Genomic DNA, 17,874 nt, shown 5'->3' with positions numbered 1-17,874 from the left:
GTCCGCACTGTCCTCGGAGGAGCCCGGTGACGACTGACGAATCGACCAGCACGGTTTCCGCCCCGCCCACCCCGCCGCTGCGGGCCCGCGGCGCCTGGCTCGTGCTCCTCATCGCCTGCGGCGCCTCCTTCACCGAACTGCTCGACGCCTCGATCGTCAACGTCGCGCTGTTCACCATCCGCAACGACCTCGGTCTCAGCGACCTCGGTCTGCAGTGGGTGGTCAACGCCTACCTGCTCGCGTTCGGCGGCTTCCTGCTGCTCGGGGGCCGGGCCGCCGACATGTTCGGCATCCGCCGGATGCTGGTCGTCGGGCTCGTGGTGTTCATCGCGGCCTCGCTGCTCGGCGGGCTGGCGATGAACGGCGCCTGGCTGGTGGCGGCCCGCGCCGGGCAGGGCGTCGGCGCGGCCATCATCGCGCCCACCACACTGGCCATCCTCACCACCTACTTCACCGACCCGAAGCAGCGGGCCGGCGCGATCGGCGCCTGGATCACCGCGGGCGTGGTCGGCGCGGCCCTCGGCTCGCTGATCGGCGGGCTGCTCACCGACCTGCTCGACTGGCGCTGGGTGCTCTGGATCAACGTGCCGGTCGGGCTGCTCCTGCTCGCCGGCACGCTGGTCGGCCTGCGGGAGACCCGCCGGCCGGCGCAGCGACCCGGGTTCGACCTGGCCGGCGCCACGGCGGTCACCGCCGGCCTGCTGCTCGTCGTGCTCGGCGCGGCGTCCACCAGCAGCTACGGCTGGGGCTCGCCGCGCACCCTGGTGCCGCTGCTGGCCGGCGTCGCGCTGCTGGTCGCCTTCGTCGCGATCGAGCGGCGGGTACGTACCCCGATCGTGCCGCTGGACATCTTCCGGCTGCGCACCGTGTCCTCCGGCAACGCGGTGGCGTTCCTGGCCAACGCCGCCAGCCTGCCGATGTACTACCTGCTCGGGCTCTTCCTCCAGGACGTCTACGGGTTCAGTCCGTTGCAGGCCGGGCTGGCTTTCCTGCCGCTGTCGTTCAGCATCGTGATGGGTTCGTTCGCCGGCAGCATGCTGCTGCCCAAGGTCGGTCCCCGGCCGCCGATGCTGGCCGGCGCGGTGATCGCCGCGGCCGGGCAGGTCTGGCTGTCACTCGCCCCCGACGACGGCAGCTACCCGGTCCACGTCCTGGTGCCGACGATCCTGATGGGGCTCGGCATCGGCGCCATCTTCGTCCCGGCCACCAGCACCGCGACCGCCGGCGTCGCCGAGGAACGCTCCGGCCTGGCCTCCGGCCTGGTCAACACCGCCAACCAGTTCGGCGGCGCGCTGGGCGTGGCGGTGCTGGCCACCTTCGCCGCGTCGTTCGCCACCGCCGCCACCGGCTACACCAACGCGATGCTGCTGGCCGCCGGGGTGGTGCTGCTCGCCGGGGTGGCGGCGTTCACCGCGCCCCGGGCCCTCCCGGAGGGCGCGGGCACGCCATGACGGTGACCGACGAGGCGCCCGCGTCGATCGGGCAGCGGCTGGTCTGGTTCCTCGAGCACTACCGCTCCGAGTCCTCGTCGGTCAGCTGCCCGGCCCTGTTCCGGATCCGGGGCGACCTGGACACCGGGCGGGTCCGGGCGGCGGCGGAGCTGCTCACCGCCCGGCACGGGTCGCTGCGCACCACCCTGGTGCGGCAGGGCCGCGAGCTGGTGCAGCGGGTGCACGACCGGATGCCCGCCCCGGTCCGCACGGTGGCCCTGCCGGCCGGGGCGGAGGCCGAGCTGACCCGGCAGCTGCGCGCCGAGCTGACCGCGCCGATCCCGGTCGACAGCACGCCGGCCCGGTTCACGCTCTGGCGCCTCGGCGACCACGACGCCGTCTGGTGCGTGAACATGCACCACCTGATCTCCGACGCGTGGTCCTGCGGGGTGGTGGTGGACGACGTGGTGCGGCTGCTCGGCGCGGCGCCCGGGACGGACCCGGCGCTGCGCCCGGTCGACTGGCAGTATCTCGACTTCTGCCGCTGGGAGCGGGCCGCGGCCGACGACGGCGTGCTGCGCCGCCACCAGGAGTGGTGGCAGGCGCGGCTGGCCGGGGTACGGCTGCCGGTGCTGCCCGGCCGCGCCGACGTCGTGGACCTGGCGCGGCCGGATCCGGCGCTGGCCGTGGCCGAACTGCCCGGCCCGGTCGGCGACGGGCTGCGCGAGCTGGCCCGGGCCGAGCGCACCACGCTCTTCTCGGTCTTCCTGGCCCTGTACTACCTGCTGCTGCACTCGCGGACCGGGCAGGCCGACCTCACCGTCGCCTCGTTCTTCGCCAACCGCACCCGCCGGGAGTTGCAGCACACCGTCGGCTTCCTGGCCACCATGCTGGCCCTGCGCACCACCGTCGCGCCCGCCGGGTCGTTCCGCGACCTGCTCGCCGAGACCCGCCGCACGGTGCTGGACGCGGTGGTCCACCAGGCGGTGCCGGCGCAGATGCTCTCGCTGCCGTCGCTGGTGCACTCGCCCGGCCGGCTCAACGACGTGGTGTTCCAGATGCTGCCCGACCGCAGCCCCGAGGCGTGGGAGGCGGCCAGGCTCCCCTCCGGGCTGGAGGTCGGCACCTTCCGGCCGCCGCAGGCGCTGAGCCGGTTCGGGTTGAACCTCACCGTCATCCCGCGCGGCGACCGGATCGAGGCGCGGCTCTCGTACGCCCGCAACCAGTTCGCGCCGGAGTGGGTCGAGCGTTTCCTGGCCGACTTCGCGGCCACCGCCCGGGCCGTGCTGGCCGACCCGGGCCGGTCGCTGCCGGCGCTGCTCGGCCAGCTCCGCCCCGCCGGGCGGGCCGCGTCGTGACCGCCGGCACGGGCCGGGTCGCGACCGCCGGATCCGGCCGGGTCGCGGCCGCCGAGCGGGTCGCGTCGTGACCGGCGGCGGGCTGCGCGAGCGGGTGCGCGCGATCGCCACCGCGCTGCCCGAGGTGACCGCCGACGGCGAGGGCCCGCACGTCGGCTACCGGGTGCGGAAGAAGACCTTCCTGTGGTTCCTCGACGACCACCACGGCGACGGCCGGGTGGTGCTGCACGTCAAGGCGGCGCCCGGGGCGCAGCAGGCGCTGGTCGGCGCCGACCCGGTCCGGTTCCACGTGCCGAGCTACCTGGGCGCGCGGGGCTGGGTGGGGGTGGACCTGGAGGCGCCCGGGCTGGACTGGGACGAGGTGGGCGAGCTGGTCCGGGAGGCGTACCGGCTAACCGCGCCGAAGCGCCTCGCGGCCGAGGTCGAGTGACGTCGCGGGCGACGCCGGCCGGGTGTCCGCCGGCGGATCGGTGGCGGCGGGCAGCGGCGGGGCGACGAAGCCGCCGGTGAGCCGTTCCACCAGCCGGGCGAAGCCGATGGTGGAGCGGTCGTCCCAGCGCGCCCCGATGACCTGCGCCCCCACCGGCAGGCCGGCGGCGGTGCGCCCGACCGGCACCACGGTGGCCGGCAGCCGGGCCAGGCTGGCCAGGTTGGTCCAGACCATGTGCACGAAGTACGGCACCGACCGGCCGTCGATCTCCAGCATCCGCTCCGGGGCGGGGCGCCGCACGTCGTGCGGGAACGCCGGCAGCGGGGTCACCGGGGTGAGCACCACGTCGACCTGGTCGAACACCGCCGGCCAGGCCGCCTCGATCCGGGCCCGCCGCTCCTGGGCGGCGACCCAGTCCCGGTAGGACTGGTTCAGTGCCCGGGCCAGCGGGTCGTCCGCCCCGACGGCGAGCAACTGCCCGTACTCGTCCGGGGTGAAGTGCGCCGACAGCACGCCGACGAGCAGCCGCACGTACACCTCGTGCATCTCGTAGAACGGCCGGGGCGGGCGCAGCCGCTCGACCAGCACGGCGCCGGCGTCGGCGAGCCGGTCGGCCAGCCCGCGCAGGATCCCCAGCAGCTCCCGGTCGGTGCGGGCCAGCGGGCTGTCCAGCCAGAGCCCGACCCGGCAGCCGCGCAGCTCGCGCAGCCGGTTGGCCGGCAGCCGGCCGCCGGGCACCCCGGCCAGGTCGGCGCCGACCAGCACGTCGAGGGCGAGCTCCAGGTCGTCGGCGCCGCGGCCGAGCGGGCCGGCGGTGCCCAGCTCGGGGACGGCCAGCGCGCCCGGCGGCGGCGGCAGGTGCCCCCGCCCGGGCACCGCGCCCCAGCTCGGCAGGTGACCGAAGACCCCGCAGTAGTGGGCCGGCGCCCGGATCGAACCGGCGATGTCGCTGCCCAGCTCGATCGGGCTCATCCCGGCGGCCACCGCGACGGCCGAGCCGCCGGACGAGCCGCCGGCGGTCCGGTCCGGCCGCCACGGGTTCACGGTCAGCCCGTACCGCTCGTTCCAGGTCTGGAAGTCGCCCGCGTAGCGGGGCACGTTGGTCTTGCCGTAGACGATCGCCCCGGCGGCGCGCAGCCGGGCCACCGCGTCGGCGTCCCGCGCGGGCACGTGCTCGCCCAGCTCCGCGGCACCCGCCGTGGTGCGCAGGCCGGCGGTCTCGAAGACGTCCTTGACCGTCATCGGCAGCCCGTGCAGCGGGCCGAGCGGCCGGCCCCGGGCGCGGGCGTCGTCCGCGGCCCGGGCCTCGGCGCGGGCCCGGTCCAGGTCCGTCGCGACCACCGCGTTCAACCCGTCGTTGTACGCCGCCACCCGCGCCAGGCACGCCTCCAGCAGCTCGGCGCTGCCGACCTCCCCGGCGGCGAGCGCCGCGACCAGCCGGGCGCCGGTGGCGGTCGCCAGGGCGACCATCGGCTCAGGCGGCGGAGCAGACGAAGAGCATCACCGAGAAGGTGGTGATGTTGCTGGCCGGGTACGTGGTGTCGAGCTTCAGCCCGGCCTTGGCGAACAGCTCGCGGTACTGCTCCACGCTCAGCTCCTGCCCGCCGACGCTGGTGAGCATCCGCAGGTCGAGGGCGGTCATCACGGCCCGGTTGGACTTGGTCACCGGGGTCTGGAGCAGCATCACCCTGCCGGTGTCGCCGGCGGCCTCGGCGCAGCGGCGCAGGATCCGCACCGCGTTCTCCTCGGACTCCTGGTCGACCACCTCGGAGAGCAGGTACGCGTCCGCGCCCGGCGGCAGCGGGTCGAAGTAGCTGCCGGGGGTCACCGAGGCCCGGTCGGCCACCCCGGCCGCCTCGAAGTTGCGCCGGGCGCGCTCGATCATCTGCGGGAAGTCGACCAGCGTCGCCTGGAGGTGCTCGTACTTCTTCAGCAGCCGGATCAGCGGGGCGCCGCTGCCGCCGCCGACGTCCACGATCCGCTTCACCGTCGACCAGTCGTAGCCGCGCAGCAGGGAACGCGAGGAGAAGTTGACGATGGTGTCCAGCGCCGTCTCGAAGCTGTCCCCCATCGCCGGCGAGGAGACCAGGTCCTCCCAGTACGGCTTGCCGTGCTGGGCCGGGTAGACCGGCTCTCCGGTGCGGACCGACTCCAGCAGGCCGGACAGGGACAGGTCGGCCTTGCCGCTGAACGAGTCCAGGTCGAGCAGCACCCGCATGCTCATCGGGTGGTCGCTGCGCAGCTGCTGCCCCACCGGGCCGACGTCGTAGCCGCCGTCGGGCCGCTCGGTGAACACGTCGTAGCTCGCCAGGTGCACCAGCAGGCGGCGCAGCGCCTTCGGGTTCGCGCCGCAGCGCTGGGCCAGCGTCGGCACGTCGGTCGCACCGTCGGTGATGTGGTCGGCCAGGCGCAGCGTCGCGGCGACCCGCACCGCGTACGGGGTGACGAGGTTCGCCACGCTCTCCAGCCCGAACTGCGAGTTCTGCTGGCTGCGGATGCTCCCGATCGAACTGGTCTGGGCTGGCTGCCGGGTACTCACGACCGTCTCTGACACCGCGGACCTCACTCATCCATTGGCCGACGACACTTCTCCCTGAGCACCATGCTGGGATCGGCGCGGGGGCACAACCGCGAGCACAGCGCGCAGTTGACCGTCCTCAGTCGATGTCGAGCCGGTAGAGCCGGTGGAACCGGTGCCCCACGTCGAGCACCGTGACCCGGGCGAAGCCGGCCGCGGTGGCGTGCCGGCGTACCGTCTCGGGGCGCAGCACCGCGCCGGTGCCCACCGACCCCTCGTCCACCAGGCTCTGCGGCAGGCAGTGCAGCAGGCTGACGGTGTAGATGAAGCGTTCCGTCTCGTCGGCCGGCGCGGTGAACCGCTCGGCCGCCCGGGGCTCCATCAGCAGCACTGCGCCGGTCGGCTTCAGCAGGGCCCGGCAGGCGGCGAGCACCTGCACCGGGCGGGCCATGTCGTGCAGCGCGTCGAGCACGCAGACCAGGTCGAACCGTCCGGCCCCGGCGGGATCGGCGGGGTCGACGGCGTCGGCGGGGTCGGCGGGGTCGACGGCGTCGGCGGCCAGGTTGGCGACGGAGAACCGGACCCGCTCGGCGGCCGCCGCCGGCACCGCGGCCCGCGCGGTCGCCAGCGCGTCGGCGTCCCGGTCGAAGCCGTGCACCCGGGCCAGCGGGTAGGTGCGCGCCAGCACCAGCGTGGAGGTGCCGGTGCCGCAGCCCACGTCGGCGATCGCCGCGCCGGGGCGGCGCAGCGCCTGGTGCACGTCGGGCAGGGCGGTACGCAGCCAGCCGGGGAGCTGGTCGGTGAAGACCGACCGGTTCATCCCGGCCTGCGCCGCCCGCAGCGCCTCGCCGTACGCGTCGGCGGGCACCCCGGTGCCGGCCCGCATCGCCTCGGCCAGCCGGGGCAGCGCGGGCGCGATGCCGCCGACCGGCAGCACGCTGAGCGGGGCGACCGACCAGGGACCGCCGGTGTCGGTGAGCGCCAGCCGGTGCCCCTCCGGCAGGGTGAACCGGCGCCGGTCGGCGGGGACCGTGACGTCGTCGACCGTCACGATCCCCGCCGCCGCCTGCTGTTCCAGCCACTCGGTGGCGTACCGGGGGGCGACGCCGGCCCGGTCGGCGAACTCGGCGGCGGTGGCCGGCCCCTTCGCCAGCGCCTCGTAGAGGCCCAGCCGGACGCCCAGGTAGACGGTCATCAGCTCGGCGGCCGCGAGGCTCGCCTGGAACAGCCGCCCGCCGAGGGCCTGCGCCTGGGCGTGCGCCCCGCCCGCCGGGGTCATGTCGCCACGGCCTCCCGGGTGACCTGGCCGCCGCGGATCTCCCGCCACCCCGGCTGCAACTCGACGGTGTCGGTCAACCGCTGCCAGAACACCCACGAGTGCCCGCCCGGGTCCTTGAGGCCGTAGGCGCGCACCCCGTATGGCTTGTCCTCCGGCGGCTGCGGGTCGGCGCCCGCCGCCCGGGTGTTGGCCCAGTGGGCGTCGACGTCGTCGACGTAGAGGATGTTCTCCTGGCCCAACGGCCCGGCCACGCCCCGCTCGGCCCAGAACCCGGGGCACCCGCACACCTGGAAGACGGTGTCACCCGCCCGGATCTCGGCCTCCTGGACCGCGCCGTCGGGATCGACCCAGCGCACCTGCTCCTCGAAGCCGAAGGTGCGCGCGAGCCAGTCCAACGCCGCGGCCGCGTCCTCGTAGTACAGGTAGGGGCTGACACCCACGTACCGCACCGGCTGTCGGTCCATGCCGTCCTCGATTCCGCTCGGTGGAACAGTCACATTAGCGTGAGCAGCCGCACACGGAGGTGAACATCGTGGGCAATCTCGCGTCCGACACCGAGGTGGAACCCGTCGCGCCGGGGCGGTTCGCCGCGACCCTCTCCGCGGACTGGCAGCTCGTAGGGCCCAACGGCGGCTACCTGGCGGCGGTTGCGTTGCGGGCCGGTCAGCGGCTGGCCGACCGGTACCGGCCGGCGAGCATGTCCTGCCAGTTCCTGACCCCCGCCCGGTTCGGGCGGGTGGAGCTGGCCGGCACCGTGCTGCGGGTCACCGAGCGGGCGACCGCGCTGCGGGTGGCGATGTTCCAGGGCGGCGACCAACTGCTGGAGGCGCAGGTGTGGGCCACCCCGGAGCATCCGGCCGGGCCCGCGGTGGCCTGGCACGGGATGCCGGCGGCGCCCGGCCCGGACCGGCTGCCCGACCTGAAGGACCGGCTCTCCGCCGCCGGCGCGTGGGTGCCGCGCTGGCACGACAGCGTCACCCTGCGGGTGGTGCCCGGCCCGGCGCCCGAGCTGACCTGGGCCCGGTTCCGGCCGGTGCCCGCCTTCGGCGACCCGTGGCTGGACGCCTGCCGGGCGCTGATCCTGGTGGACAGTCTCCAGTGGCCCGCGATCCGGGTGCTGATGCCGGACCGGGACCGCACCCTGGCGCTCACCACGCACCTGGCGGTGACCTTCCACCGCGACGCCGGGGACGCCGAGTGGCTGCTGGTCGACGCCCGGGGCACCGCCGCCGCGCACGGCTTCGTCGGCGGCACGGCCGCCGTCTGGTCGGACGACGGCCGGCTGATCGCCGCCGGTCAGCAGCAGATGCTGCTGCACCAGCTCAGCCGCCCGGCGGCGTTCTCCCGGGGCAGCTGACCGGCGCCGGCGGGCGGATCAGCCGGCGCCCGGTGAGCGGGTCAGGCCCCCGCCGGGCGGGGTCCAAGTGGCGAGGTTGCACAGTCGAACGCGTCCCGGCCTTCGGTCTACCTTGCAACCCGGATGCCCCGAGTGCGGAGGTGGAGGACGTGGACATCGCGAGCGCGCTGAAGGTGCTGAACACTCCGGAGGGCCGCGCCGAGCCGTACGCGGCGTACGCGGCGATGCACGCCCACGGACCGGTGATCCCCTTCGGCCGGCGGGTCCACATCATCGTCGGGTACGACCACGTCGACGCGATGATGCGCGACTCCCGGCTGCTGCTCGACGGCACCGTGTCGCTGGACCGGTACGTCCGCAACTGGCGCGAGCACCCGTCGATGCGGATGATGGCGAACTCGCTGCACTCGGTGAACCCCCCGGACCACACCCGGGTCCGCCGGGTCTTCGGGGCCGCGTTCACCGCCCGCCGGGTGGCCGCCATGCAGGAGAAGATCGAGCAGCGGGTGGACCGGCTCATCGACACCCTGCTGGAGAGCCGGGGCGGGTCGGTCGAGTTCATGGAGACCTTCGCCTACCCGCTGCCGCTGGGCATCTTCTGCGACCTGATGGGGGTGCCCGACGCCGACGGCGAGTGGCTGCGCCCGCACTGGGACGAGCTGGTGAAGGTGCAGAACATGCAGTTCGGCGAGGCGCTGTTCAGCGCCGACCACGCCACCGACGAGCTGTCCCGCTACTTCGACCGGGTGGTGGCGCAGCGGCGCGCCGAGCCGCGCGACGACTTCCTCACCGCGCTGCTGGAGGCGAACGACACGGCGGTCGAGGGGCTGGACCACGACGAGTTGATCGCCAACCTGGTGCTGCTGCTGATGGCCGGCTGGGAGACGGTGGCGAACATGCTCGGCAGCGGGCTGGTCATCCTGCTGGACCACCCCGAGCAGGCGCGGCGGCTGCGCGCGGACCCGTCGCTGGCGCCCGGTTTCGTCGACGAGATCCTGCGGATGGAGTCGCCGATCCAGTGGACGCTGCGCTGGGCGGCCGAGGACGTCACCGTCGCCGGGGTGCACGTGAAGGCCAACCAGCACGTGCAGATGATGCTCGGCGCGGCCAACCGGGACCCCAACCGCTTCCCCGACCCGGACCGCTTCGACCCCGACCGGCCCAACAACCACCCGCTGACCTTCGGCGCCGGCGCGCACATCTGCCTCGGCCAGGCGCTGGGCCGCCTGCAGGGCCGGGTCGCCTTCCCCCGGCTGCTGCGCCGGCTGCCCGACCTGGCCCTGGCGGAGGAACCCACCCGGCTGGACCGGCCCGCCCAGCGGGGCTACTCGAAGCTCCCGGTCAGCATCGGCTGACCGATGGCCGTCACCTCCACCGAGGACTTCCTGTCGGTGGTCGGCACCCCGGAGTACGTCGCCGACCCGTACCCCTTCCTGCGCCGGCTGCGCGAGACCGCGCCGGCGATGCACGCCGGCTCGGACATCTGGGTGGTCCCCCGCTACACCGACGTGGTGCGCGGCCTGAAGGACCCGGCGCTCAGCTGCGACTTCGCCCGGCTGGAGCACTACGACCGCTACTTCCGGGCGCGCGGCGTGGACAACCGGTTCCCGCTGCCGCTCAACGCGCTGGACCCGCCGGACCACCGGCGGATCCGCTCGGCGATCACCCCGGAGTTCCACCCGGCCGCCGTGGACGCGCTCCGCCCGGTGGTCACCGAGACGGTGGACGAGGTCCTCGACGAGCTGGAGGCGCGGGGGCGCACCGACATCGACCTGGTGGACGACGTGGCGTACCCGATCCCGGTCGCCATCATCGCCCGGCTGTTCGGCATCCCCCGGGCGGACCAGCCGCTGCTGCGCCGCTGGTCGCACGAGTTCGGGGTGGCCTCCGACCCGGACGCGGTGCTCACCGACGCCCAGCGCGAGCAGGCCGCGGAGGCGACCCGGGAGGCGGGCGCCTACTTCGCCCGGCTGGTCCGCCGCCGCGACACCGTGCCGGGCGGCAACCTGCTCGGCCGCTGGCTGGCGGCCAGCCGCGACGACCGCACCATGTCCCTGGCCGAGTTGCTGGTCAACGGGGTCTTCCTGCTGATCGTCGGGCACCACAACACGGTCAGCCTGATCGCCAACGGGATGCTCGCGCTGCTGGAGCACCCGGACCAGCTCGACCTGCTGCGCCGCTCGCCGGAGCTGATGCCCAACGCGGTCGAGGAGCTGCTGCGCTACGACAGCCCGGTGCAGACCTCCACCCGGGTCACCACCGGCGTCTACCACGTCGACGGGGTGGACATCCCGGCCCACCGCCAGGTGATGCTGCTGCTCGGCTCGGCGAACCGGGACGAGCGGGTCTTCGCCGACCCGGACCGGCTCGACCTGCGCCGCCCGGAGGCGCCGCGCAACCTCGGGCTGGGCCGGGGCATGCACTCCTGCCTCGGCGGCACCCTGGCCCGCATCGAGGTCGGCGCCGCGCTGGCCGCGCTGGTCCGCCGGTATCCCGGCATGAGCGTCGCCGGGCCGGCCCGCCGCCGGGTGCCCTGCTTCACCCTGCGCGGCCTGACCAGCCTCCCGGTCCGCCTCGGCTGAACCGCGCCGCCGCGGGCGGCGACTCGCGCCGGGTCCGCCCGGCCGCGGCGACGACGTCCGCCGGTCCCGGGCCGGCCACCGGGCACCATGCCGACTCTGCGCCGCCGGCGGCACCGGCTCGGGCCGCCGGCGGGGTCAGCCCACCCGCAGCGGCAGGCGGTGCAGGCCGCGGTTCCACAGCGACGCGGCGCGCACCGGCTCCCCGTCCAGTTCCACCGTGGCGTAGCGGGTCAGCAGCCGGCTCAGCACCAGCTCGCCGGCGAGCCGCGCGAGGTGCAGGCCCAGGCACAGGTGCATGCCGTGACCGAAGGCCAGGTGCGGGTTCGGCTGCCGGTCGGGCACCACCTCGTCGGCCCGGTCGAACGCCCGGGGGTCCCGGTTGGCGGCGGCCAGCGACACCTCCACGAAGCGGCGCGCCGGCAACCGCCCGGACGGCAGGTCGATCGCCGCCTCGGTCCAGCGGATGGTGGTCTGCACCGGGCTGTCGTAGCGCAGCAGCTCGTCGACCACCGTCGGCACCAGCCCGGGCGAGCGGCGCAGCCGGTCGAGCAGCTCGGGACGGTTCAGCAGCGCCAGCACCCCGTTGCCGATGCTGTTGGTGGTGGTCTCGTTGCCGGCGAAGAGCAGCAGGGTGGCGTTGGCGGAGAGTTCCTCGACGGTGATCCGGCCGGCCCGCCAGGCCGCCGCCATCCCGGCCAGCAGGCCGTCCGCCGCCGGCCGGCGCACCATCCGGGCGAAGTAGTCGGCGAAGAACGCGTTCGCCTCGTCGCTGCGGGCCAGCGCCTCCGGCGGCGGGAAGACGGCGGACGCGTCGATCAGCGCGGCGATCCCCCGCTTCAGCTCGGCGGCGTCGGCGTGCGGCAGGCCGAGCACGTCGGAGACGAGCAGGATGGGCAGGTCGGCGGCGACCGCCTCGATCAGGTCGAAACGGTCGCCGGCCCGGTCGAGCAGGCCGTCGACCAGGGCGCCGATCCGCTCCCGCTGCCCGGCCACCGGCCGGGGCGTGAACGGGGTGAGCATCAGCCGGCGGATCCGGCCGTGCCGCTCCCCCTCCATGTTGAGCACGCTGGCCAGGAACGAGGTCAGGGTGGGGCCGGTGCCGGCCACCCGGCGGACCAGCCGGGGCGGCACCGACCGGCCGCAGCGGCGGTCGCGCAGCAGCGCGGTCACGTCCTCGTACCGGGTCACCAGGAAGGTGCCGCCGGCGGTCAGGTGCAGCGGATCCGCGTCGCGCAGCCGGGCCCAGGTCGGATACGGGTCGTGCAGGAACGCCGGGTCGGACCGGTCGAAGCTCACCCGCTCCGCCACCTGCTCGCCACCGGGCATGGTGATCATCCCTCCCCGCCGGCCACCGCCGGTTGTTCCCGCCGGGCGCGTGGGCGGCGCCCGTTCCCGCCGTCGTACGTCGCCGGCGCGGCCTCCACCGGTGGCGCCGGGCGCGGCTCCGGCCGCCGCGCCGCGCGGACCCGCCGGAGGTCGTCGGCCTCCACCACGGCGAACCGGACGGCTGTCGCCGCCGCCCGGGTGCACCGGTAGACCTCGCTGAGCCGCTCGCTGCGCTGGCCGGGGTCGGCGCCGCGGTCCGCCCGCAGCTCGGCCAGCCCGAGCGCGGCCTCCACCGTGGTCAGCAACGCGGCGTTGATCGCGATGTCGCCGTCCAGCCGGCCGCAGACCAGCGCGTACGCCTGCCGGAGCAGGTCGCGCACCGCGGCGGGATCCGGTTCGGGCCCGGTCATCGCGCCCCCACCAGCGCGGCGCTGAAGCTGCCGGCGGGGCGCGACTCGCACCGGCCGGCCAGGTCGAGCACGAAGGGCACCGGCGAGGTGACCTCCACCCGGTCGGTGACCGCCACCTCGATCAGCCCGTGCGGCGTGGGCACCGCCCCGCGCGCCCAGGCCAGGTCGCCCAGCCGGGGCGCGATCCGGGCCCGCGCGAAGCCGGGCAGGTCCGGGCTGACCCCCAGGGTGTACAGCGGCAGGTCGCGGCTCGGGGTGGCCGACCAGCCGTGGCAGTGCGAGCCGCCGAGCCAGGTCTCCGGCCAGGTGCCGTCGCCCAGCTCGAACAGCCGCGCCCAGTCCCGGCACAGCGCCGCCACCTGCTCGGCGGCGCCGAGCTCGGCCACCGCGTCGTGCACCACGTACCGGAAGAACGGCTGCGCCTCGACCACCTCGCGGGTCACGTCCCAGTCCGGTGGCGGCGGGCCCATCGCGGTGCGCAGCGGCATGGTGCGGAAGGACCAGGCCCGGCACACCCGGTCCGCGCGCCGCAGCAGGAAGCGCAGCGCGGCCGGGCGCAGCGCCGCCGGCACCAGACCGCCCACCACCGCCGCCGCGGTCGCGTGGTCGGAGACCTGCGGGGCCGGCACGCCGTCGCGCAGCCAGTCGCGGTACGCGCCCCGCCCCTGGTCCCAGAAGACCGGGTACGCGGCCGCCAGCTCGGCGTGCCGGGCCGCCGCCCACCGGGCCCGGCCCTGGTCGCCCAGCCAGGCCGACATCTCCGCGACGTCGCGCAGCGCCCGCCCCCAGAGCCCGTTGAGCACCGCGCTGGCGCCCGAACCCTGGACGCTGGCCCAGTCCAGCAGCACCCAGCCGGTCACGTCGTGCAGCAACCCGTCGCGGGTGAAGTCGGCGAACCAGCGCAGCACCCGCTCCGCCACCGGCAGCAGTTCGGCCACCAGGTCCCGGTCACCGGTCCAGCGGTAGAGGTTGTGCACGGAGCGGATCCAGTGCAGCGACCAGTCCGGGATGTAGGTGCCGCCGCGGTGCTCGTAGTCGCAGGCCACCGCCATCGGCAGCATGCCGTCCGGGCGGGGGCTGGCGCAGAGCCGGGGATGCCAGCGGGCCAGCCCCCAGTCCGGGTTGGTGAGCAGGTCGACCGACTGGTGCACCACCGAGTCGCCGACCCAGGCCCGCTGCTCCCGGGTCGGGCAGTCCAGGTAGGCGTCCTGGGCGCTGAGGTCGACGGTGCGCAGGCCGGTGCGGTGGATCCGGTCGAGCAGCTCGTCGGAGCAGGTGAAGTACGCCCCCGGCGGGCGGGGGCGCAGGCGCTCGCGCACCACCGGCGCGTCGAGGCGGACCGGGCCGGCGCCGGTGAGCACCAGCACCGCGTACCGGCCGCCGGCCGGGTCGGCGGACTCGAACCGGTCGGCGTGGCCCCGGGCGACGTAGCGCACCCCGTGGCTGTGGTGGTGCGCCGGGATCCGGCCGTCGGCGTCGAGTTCCTCGCACATCCGGGCGTCCAGCCGGGTGCCGGCCGGGGCGTGCAGCCGCAGTTCCAGCGTGCCGGCCACCACCTGTCCCCAGTCGACGGTCAGCACCGCCGCCGTGCCGGCGGTCAGCTCCAGCTCGACCGGGAAGGTCAGCTCGCCGCGTACCGGGCCGGCCTGCGCGTCGGCGTCGGCCACGTACCGGGCCGGACCGGCGTCACCGGCCGGCGGCGGGGCCAGCCGGAGCCGGGCCCTCGGCGCGGGCCGCGGCACGGCGGGCGCGGCCGGGCCGGGGCCGGGCGGCAGCGGTCCGTACGGGTCGGTCGGCGGGGTGGTCCGCGCGGTGCCGCCGATGTGCAGCGCGGTGATCACCCGAGCCGGCCGCCACCCGGCGTCGTCGACGTCGACGGCCAGCCAGTCCGGGTCGAGCCGGCGGCCGTCGAGCACCTCGGGCACCGTCCCGCCGACGCCCTCCGGCCGCTGCGGGGTCCAGGCGTCGGCGATCCGGTAGCGCCAGGCGCGGTCGGTGGCCAGCGGGCCGTCGGGCAGCGCCAGTTCGGCGAGCAGCCCGCCGGCGCCGTGGCTGAACGTGGGCCCGGCCGGCATCCACCGGGCGTTCGGCTCGCCGTAGAAGCGGACCAGGCAGCAGAGCACGTTGCGGCCGGCGACCAGGGCGGGTCCGACGTCGACGGTGTCGTACGGCAGCCGCGCCGGATGTGACCGGGCCGGTCCCCGGGCCAGTTCCCGGCCGTTGACCCAGAGCACGTACCGGGAGTCGGCGGTGATCCGCAGCGGGGCGGTCTCCGGCGGCCCCGGCAGGTCGAACACGCGCCGGAAGAGCACCCGGCGGTCGTGCGCGCCGGCCGCTATCCGGGTGTCGGTGGAGAACTCGCCGAGCTTGTCGATGCCGCTGTCGTGGCACCAGATCCACTGGGCGGTCCACGCGCTGCTCATCGGCGCACCGGCGGGCGGCGACGGTGGCGCATCAGGCGCCGTGGCCGTGCGCCCGGACGATGTCGGCGCACTCGTTGATGGTCGGGCTCTCGAACAGCAGGAAGAGGTCGATCACCTCCCCGTACCGGTCGTTGATCCGGTTGCAGATGTCCATCAGCTGGATCGAGTCCAGCCCCAGGTCGAAGAAGCTCAGCTCCGGCGAGACCGGGCTGCCGGCGATCTCGTCGACGATGGACTGCACCACCGCCGCCGGGTCCTCGACCTCGCTGACCTTGGCATCCGACTGGCTCATCGGCCACCGCCCTTCACATCATCCAGGGGTCCGGCACGGGCACCCCGAGCAGCGCCCGCCCGACCCGCGTCTCGTGGTACTCGGAGAAGTAGCCGTGGTGACTGCCGGCGTTGATGTCGCGCCAGCACCGTTGCAGCGGCGAGCTGCCGTAGAGGGCGCCGCCGCCGGCGAGCCGGAACACCGTGTCGACCACCTCGACGCCGGCCCGGATCGCCCGGCCGGTGGCCAGCCGCACCGCCACCCGGTCGTCCATGCTCATCTCGTCGCCGCGCAGCGTGCGTTCCCAGGCGGCGCCCATCACGTCGGTGACGAGGGCCTTCGCCGAACGCAGGTCCGCCTCGCAGCGGGCGACGGCGAGCTGCACCGACTGCTCCTGCGCCAGCGGCTTGCTGCCCCGGGACTTCTTCGGCGCGAGCGCGACGAACTCGTCCAGCGCCCGGCGGGCGATGCCCAGCGGGAACCCGGCGAACTGCACCCCCATCAGGGCGAAGAACGACCACCGGTAGAGCGGCCCGTCGTGCCGGGGCGGCTCGAAGATCGGGTTGGCGGTGAACTCCGGCGTGACCCGTACCCGCTCCATCACCGTGTCGTTGCTGCCGGTGCCCTTGAGCCCGGCGACGTCCCAGGTGTCGAGGATCCCGCACTCTTCGCGGGGGGCGAACACCAGCCGCCAGTCCGGCCGGCCGGGCGGCACGACGGCCGGCTTGTCGCCGTCGAGCACCATCACCCCGTTGCAGAACCAGGAGGCGTTGCGGCAGCCGGTGTTGAACGGCCAGCGCCCGGTCACCAGCAGGCTGCCGTCGTCCTGCGGGGCCGCGCTGCCCCGGGGGGTGAAGACGGTGGCCACCGCGCGCGGCTCGCCGGCCAGCACGGTGCGGGCGGCGTCCTCGGCGAGCCAGGCGACGTAGCAGGTGGCGTTGAGGGTCAGGATGGTGAACCCGGCCGACCCGTCCGCCGCGGAGATCGTGCTGATCACCTCCACCACGGTGAGCGGGTCCAGTTCCAGCCCGCCGAGCGCGCGCGGCAGCATCAGGTCGATCAGGCCGGCGTCCTGCGCCTTGGTGAACAGGTCCGCCGGCAGCTGGCCCAGCCGCTCGCCCTCGGCGGCCCGCTCGGCGAACTCCGGCGCCAGCAGCTCGGCGGCCTTGACGACGTCCGCGCCGCTGCGGGCGGTGTCCCGCGCCGCTTCACCGGTCACGCTCATCGGACCTCCAATGTGTACGCAGATGGCACGCGACTCGTCGCCCACCGTCACGGCGCAGCCAGTCTCCCAACGGGCCGCGGAGACCGACAAGGAGCGCGGATTGCACACCGGGCCGCCCGGCACGGGCTCCACCGGCCCGCGACGGCGACCGACCCGAGCGGTTCACCCGGCCCCGGCTCCGGGCAACACGGACGGGCTGCCGGTCCGGCAGTCCACGCGACGCGGGCGGGCCATCGGGGCACGACGGCGACCGGCGGGATCGGCTACCCGGGGGGCGGCGACCGGCGCGAACCGCCTACCGGGGCGCGGCGGCGACCGGCGCGAACCGCCTACCGGGGCGCGGCGGCGACCGGCGCGAACCGCCTACCGGGGCGCGGCGGCGACCGGCGCGAGCGCCTCGACCAGCTCGGCGAGCAGCTCGAACGCGGCCGGGTCGAGCGGGTCGGCCAGCGCCACGATGGCCAGCTCGAAGCCCTCCCCGGCGAGGGTGGCGAACCGCTCCAGCGCGGCCGGGACGGTCTGCGAGTCGCCGGCGCCGGTGCGGGTCAGGTGCAGCGGGCCGAACGAGGTCCGGCGCAGGGTGGCGAAGTCGCGCCCGATCTCCTCGCAGCGGCGGCGCAGCAGGTCGAGCTTGAGCCGCAGCATCGGCAGCCCGCCCGCCTCGAACAGGTTGCAGGCGTCGGCGTACCGGGCGACCAGGGGGAAGACCCGGCGCTCGTGGGCGCCGCCGACCAGGATCGGGGGTCGGCGCAGCGGGGGCGGCGAGAAGATCGGTTCCGCCAGCCGCAGGTGCTCCCCGGCGTACGGGCTGCGGTCGCCGGCGAACGCCCGGTGCGCGACCTGGAGCAGCTCCTCCAGCCGGGCGAACCGTTCCGGCCAGCTGTACGTCGGGATGCCCAGGGCGAGTTGCTCGCGCTCGTTCCAGGCCGGACCGACGCCGAGCCAGGCGCGCCCGCCGGAGAGCACGTCCAGGGTGGTGACGATCTTCAGCAACGGCCCCGGGTGCCGGTGGTGCCCACCGGTGGTCAGGGTGCCCAGCTCGACCCGCCGGGTGACGGCGGCGAGGTGGGCCAGCACCGTCCAGGACTCCAGGATCGGGTCGGTGACCTCGCCGAAGAGCGGAATCTGCAGGAAGTGGTCGTTGATCCAGATGCTGGCCACCCCGGCCCGCTCCGCCTCGACGGCGATCCGGCGCAGGGTGGGGCCCTGCGCGGCCGGGCCGCCGGGCCAGTCGAACCGGTCGAGCAGCAGTCCGATCCGCACCG

At 75.3% G+C, this 17,874-nt stretch carries 16 protein-coding genes; 6 read left to right on the top strand and 10 right to left on the bottom strand.

The window, feature by feature from the left end:
- The first annotated feature begins 26 nt into the window (after positions 1 to 26).
- From SM577_RS27900 to SM577_RS27890, 3 genes are all read left to right on the top strand, one after another.
- Entirely contained in the window at positions 27 to 1,451 is a 1,425-nt protein-coding gene (locus tag SM577_RS27900; protein ID WP_302919874.1) for an MFS transporter, read from the top strand.
- A complete protein-coding gene (locus SM577_RS27895) occupies positions 1,448 to 2,788 on the top strand; it encodes a condensation domain-containing protein (RefSeq protein WP_474588374.1) in 1,341 nt (446 codons plus the stop codon). Before SM577_RS27900 ends, SM577_RS27895 begins: the two co-directional genes overlap by 4 nt.
- Before the next feature lie 67 nt (positions 2,789 to 2,855).
- The gene (locus SM577_RS27890) at positions 2,856 to 3,218 is read left to right on the top strand and encodes an MmcQ/YjbR family DNA-binding protein (RefSeq protein WP_302919876.1); all 363 of its coding nucleotides are present in this window, start codon (positions 2,856 to 2,858) and stop codon (positions 3,216 to 3,218) included.
- On the opposite strand, the gene SM577_RS27885 is transcribed toward SM577_RS27890, so the two are convergent.
- The 4 genes from SM577_RS27885 to SM577_RS27870 all read right to left on the bottom strand — a co-directional run bounded on the left by SM577_RS27885 (position 3,180) and on the right by SM577_RS27870 (position 7,479).
- Complete coding sequence (locus tag SM577_RS27885) at positions 3,180 to 4,688, bottom strand: amidase (RefSeq protein WP_474588373.1); 1,509 nt, start codon at positions 4,686 to 4,688, stop codon at positions 3,180 to 3,182. The two genes, SM577_RS27890 and SM577_RS27885, sit on opposite strands and share 39 nt — an antisense overlap.
- 4 nt (positions 4,689 to 4,692) lie before the next feature.
- A complete protein-coding gene (locus tag SM577_RS27880) occupies positions 4,693 to 5,757 on the bottom strand; it encodes a methyltransferase (protein WP_474581015.1) in 1,065 nt (354 codons plus the stop codon).
- Between the two features lie 118 nt (positions 5,758 to 5,875).
- Complete coding sequence (locus SM577_RS27875; protein ID WP_474588372.1) at positions 5,876 to 7,015, bottom strand: class I SAM-dependent methyltransferase; 1,140 nt, start codon at positions 7,013 to 7,015, stop codon at positions 5,876 to 5,878.
- On the bottom strand, positions 7,012 to 7,479 hold the full coding sequence (locus SM577_RS27870) for a VOC family protein (RefSeq protein ID WP_474581017.1): 468 nt from the start codon (positions 7,477 to 7,479) through the stop codon (positions 7,012 to 7,014). Before SM577_RS27870 ends, SM577_RS27875 begins: the two co-directional genes overlap by 4 nt.
- A gap of 68 nt (positions 7,480 to 7,547) precedes the next feature.
- On the opposite strand from SM577_RS27870, the gene SM577_RS27865 reads away from it, so the two are divergent.
- The 3 genes from SM577_RS27865 to SM577_RS27855 all read left to right on the top strand — a co-directional run bounded on the left by SM577_RS27865 (position 7,548) and on the right by SM577_RS27855 (position 10,954).
- On the top strand, positions 7,548 to 8,372 hold the full coding sequence (locus SM577_RS27865) for a thioesterase family protein (RefSeq protein ID WP_474588371.1): 825 nt from the start codon (positions 7,548 to 7,550) through the stop codon (positions 8,370 to 8,372).
- 149 nt (positions 8,373 to 8,521) lie between these two features.
- Complete coding sequence (locus SM577_RS27860) at positions 8,522 to 9,727, top strand: cytochrome P450 (protein ID WP_302919882.1); 1,206 nt, start codon at positions 8,522 to 8,524, stop codon at positions 9,725 to 9,727.
- Between the two features lie 3 nt (positions 9,728 to 9,730).
- Positions 9,731 to 10,954: a cytochrome P450 gene (locus SM577_RS27855; RefSeq protein ID WP_474588370.1), complete on the top strand. Its 1,224-nt coding sequence runs from the start codon at positions 9,731 to 9,733 to the stop codon at positions 10,952 to 10,954.
- 135 nt (positions 10,955 to 11,089) lie between these two features.
- On the opposite strand, the gene SM577_RS27850 is transcribed toward SM577_RS27855, so the two are convergent.
- The 6 genes from SM577_RS27850 to SM577_RS27825 form a co-directional block, all read right to left on the bottom strand.
- Entirely contained in the window at positions 11,090 to 12,289 is a 1,200-nt protein-coding gene (locus SM577_RS27850) for a cytochrome P450 (RefSeq protein WP_302919884.1), read from the bottom strand.
- The gene (locus SM577_RS27845) at positions 12,286 to 12,690 is read right to left on the bottom strand and encodes a hypothetical protein (protein ID WP_474588369.1); all 405 of its coding nucleotides are present in this window, start codon (positions 12,688 to 12,690) and stop codon (positions 12,286 to 12,288) included. The genes SM577_RS27850 and SM577_RS27845 overlap by 4 nt, the downstream gene beginning before the upstream one ends.
- Entirely contained in the window at positions 12,687 to 15,113 is a 2,427-nt protein-coding gene (locus tag SM577_RS27840; protein WP_474588368.1) for an alpha-L-rhamnosidase-related protein, read from the bottom strand. Before SM577_RS27840 ends, SM577_RS27845 begins: the two co-directional genes overlap by 4 nt.
- Positions 15,114 to 15,144: 31 nt before the next feature.
- Positions 15,145 to 15,405 carry an acyl carrier protein gene (locus tag SM577_RS27835; protein WP_088993403.1) on the bottom strand — a complete coding sequence of 87 codons (261 nt, stop codon included), beginning with the start codon at positions 15,403 to 15,405 and terminating at the stop codon, positions 15,145 to 15,147.
- 13 nt (positions 15,406 to 15,418) lie between these two features.
- Positions 15,419 to 16,609: an acyl-CoA dehydrogenase family protein gene (locus SM577_RS27830; RefSeq protein WP_474588367.1), complete on the bottom strand. Its 1,191-nt coding sequence runs from the start codon at positions 16,607 to 16,609 to the stop codon at positions 15,419 to 15,421.
- A 363-nt stretch (positions 16,610 to 16,972) separates the two neighbouring features.
- On the bottom strand, positions 16,973 to 17,872 hold the full coding sequence (locus SM577_RS27825; protein ID WP_302919888.1) for an LLM class flavin-dependent oxidoreductase: 900 nt from the start codon (positions 17,870 to 17,872) through the stop codon (positions 16,973 to 16,975).
- Between the last annotated feature and the right edge of the window lie 2 nt (positions 17,873 to 17,874).

Source organism: Micromonospora desertarenae (genome assembly GCF_056150265.1).
This window is presented reverse-complemented; position numbering and strand designations above follow the sequence as displayed.

What these genes read in the sequence shown, in the direction of transcription:
- SM577_RS27895 (WP_474588374.1), top strand. Translation starts at nt 1,448, where the DNA reads ATGACGGTGACCGACGAGGCGCCCGCGTCGATCGGGCAGCGGCTGGTC.
- SM577_RS27885 (WP_474588373.1), bottom strand. Translation starts at nt 4,688, where the DNA reads ATGGTCGCCCTGGCGACCGCCACCGGCGCCCGGCTGGTCGCGGCGCTC.
- SM577_RS27875 (WP_474588372.1), bottom strand. Translation starts at nt 7,015, where the DNA reads ATGACCCCGGCGGGCGGGGCGCACGCCCAGGCGCAGGCCCTCGGCGGG.
- SM577_RS27870 (WP_474581017.1), bottom strand. Translation starts at nt 7,479, where the DNA reads ATGGACCGACAGCCGGTGCGGTACGTGGGTGTCAGCCCCTACCTGTAC.
- SM577_RS27855 (WP_474588370.1), top strand. Translation starts at nt 9,731, where the DNA reads ATGGCCGTCACCTCCACCGAGGACTTCCTGTCGGTGGTCGGCACCCCG.
- SM577_RS27850 (WP_302919884.1), bottom strand. Translation starts at nt 12,289, where the DNA reads ATGATCACCATGCCCGGTGGCGAGCAGGTGGCGGAGCGGGTGAGCTTC.
- SM577_RS27845 (WP_474588369.1), bottom strand. Translation starts at nt 12,690, where the DNA reads ATGACCGGGCCCGAACCGGATCCCGCCGCGGTGCGCGACCTGCTCCGG.
- SM577_RS27840 (WP_474588368.1), bottom strand. Translation starts at nt 15,113, where the DNA reads ATGAGCAGCGCGTGGACCGCCCAGTGGATCTGGTGCCACGACAGCGGC.
- SM577_RS27835 (WP_088993403.1), bottom strand. Translation starts at nt 15,405, where the DNA reads ATGAGCCAGTCGGATGCCAAGGTCAGCGAGGTCGAGGACCCGGCGGCG.
- SM577_RS27830 (WP_474588367.1), bottom strand. Translation starts at nt 16,609, where the DNA reads ATGAGCGTGACCGGTGAAGCGGCGCGGGACACCGCCCGCAGCGGCGCG.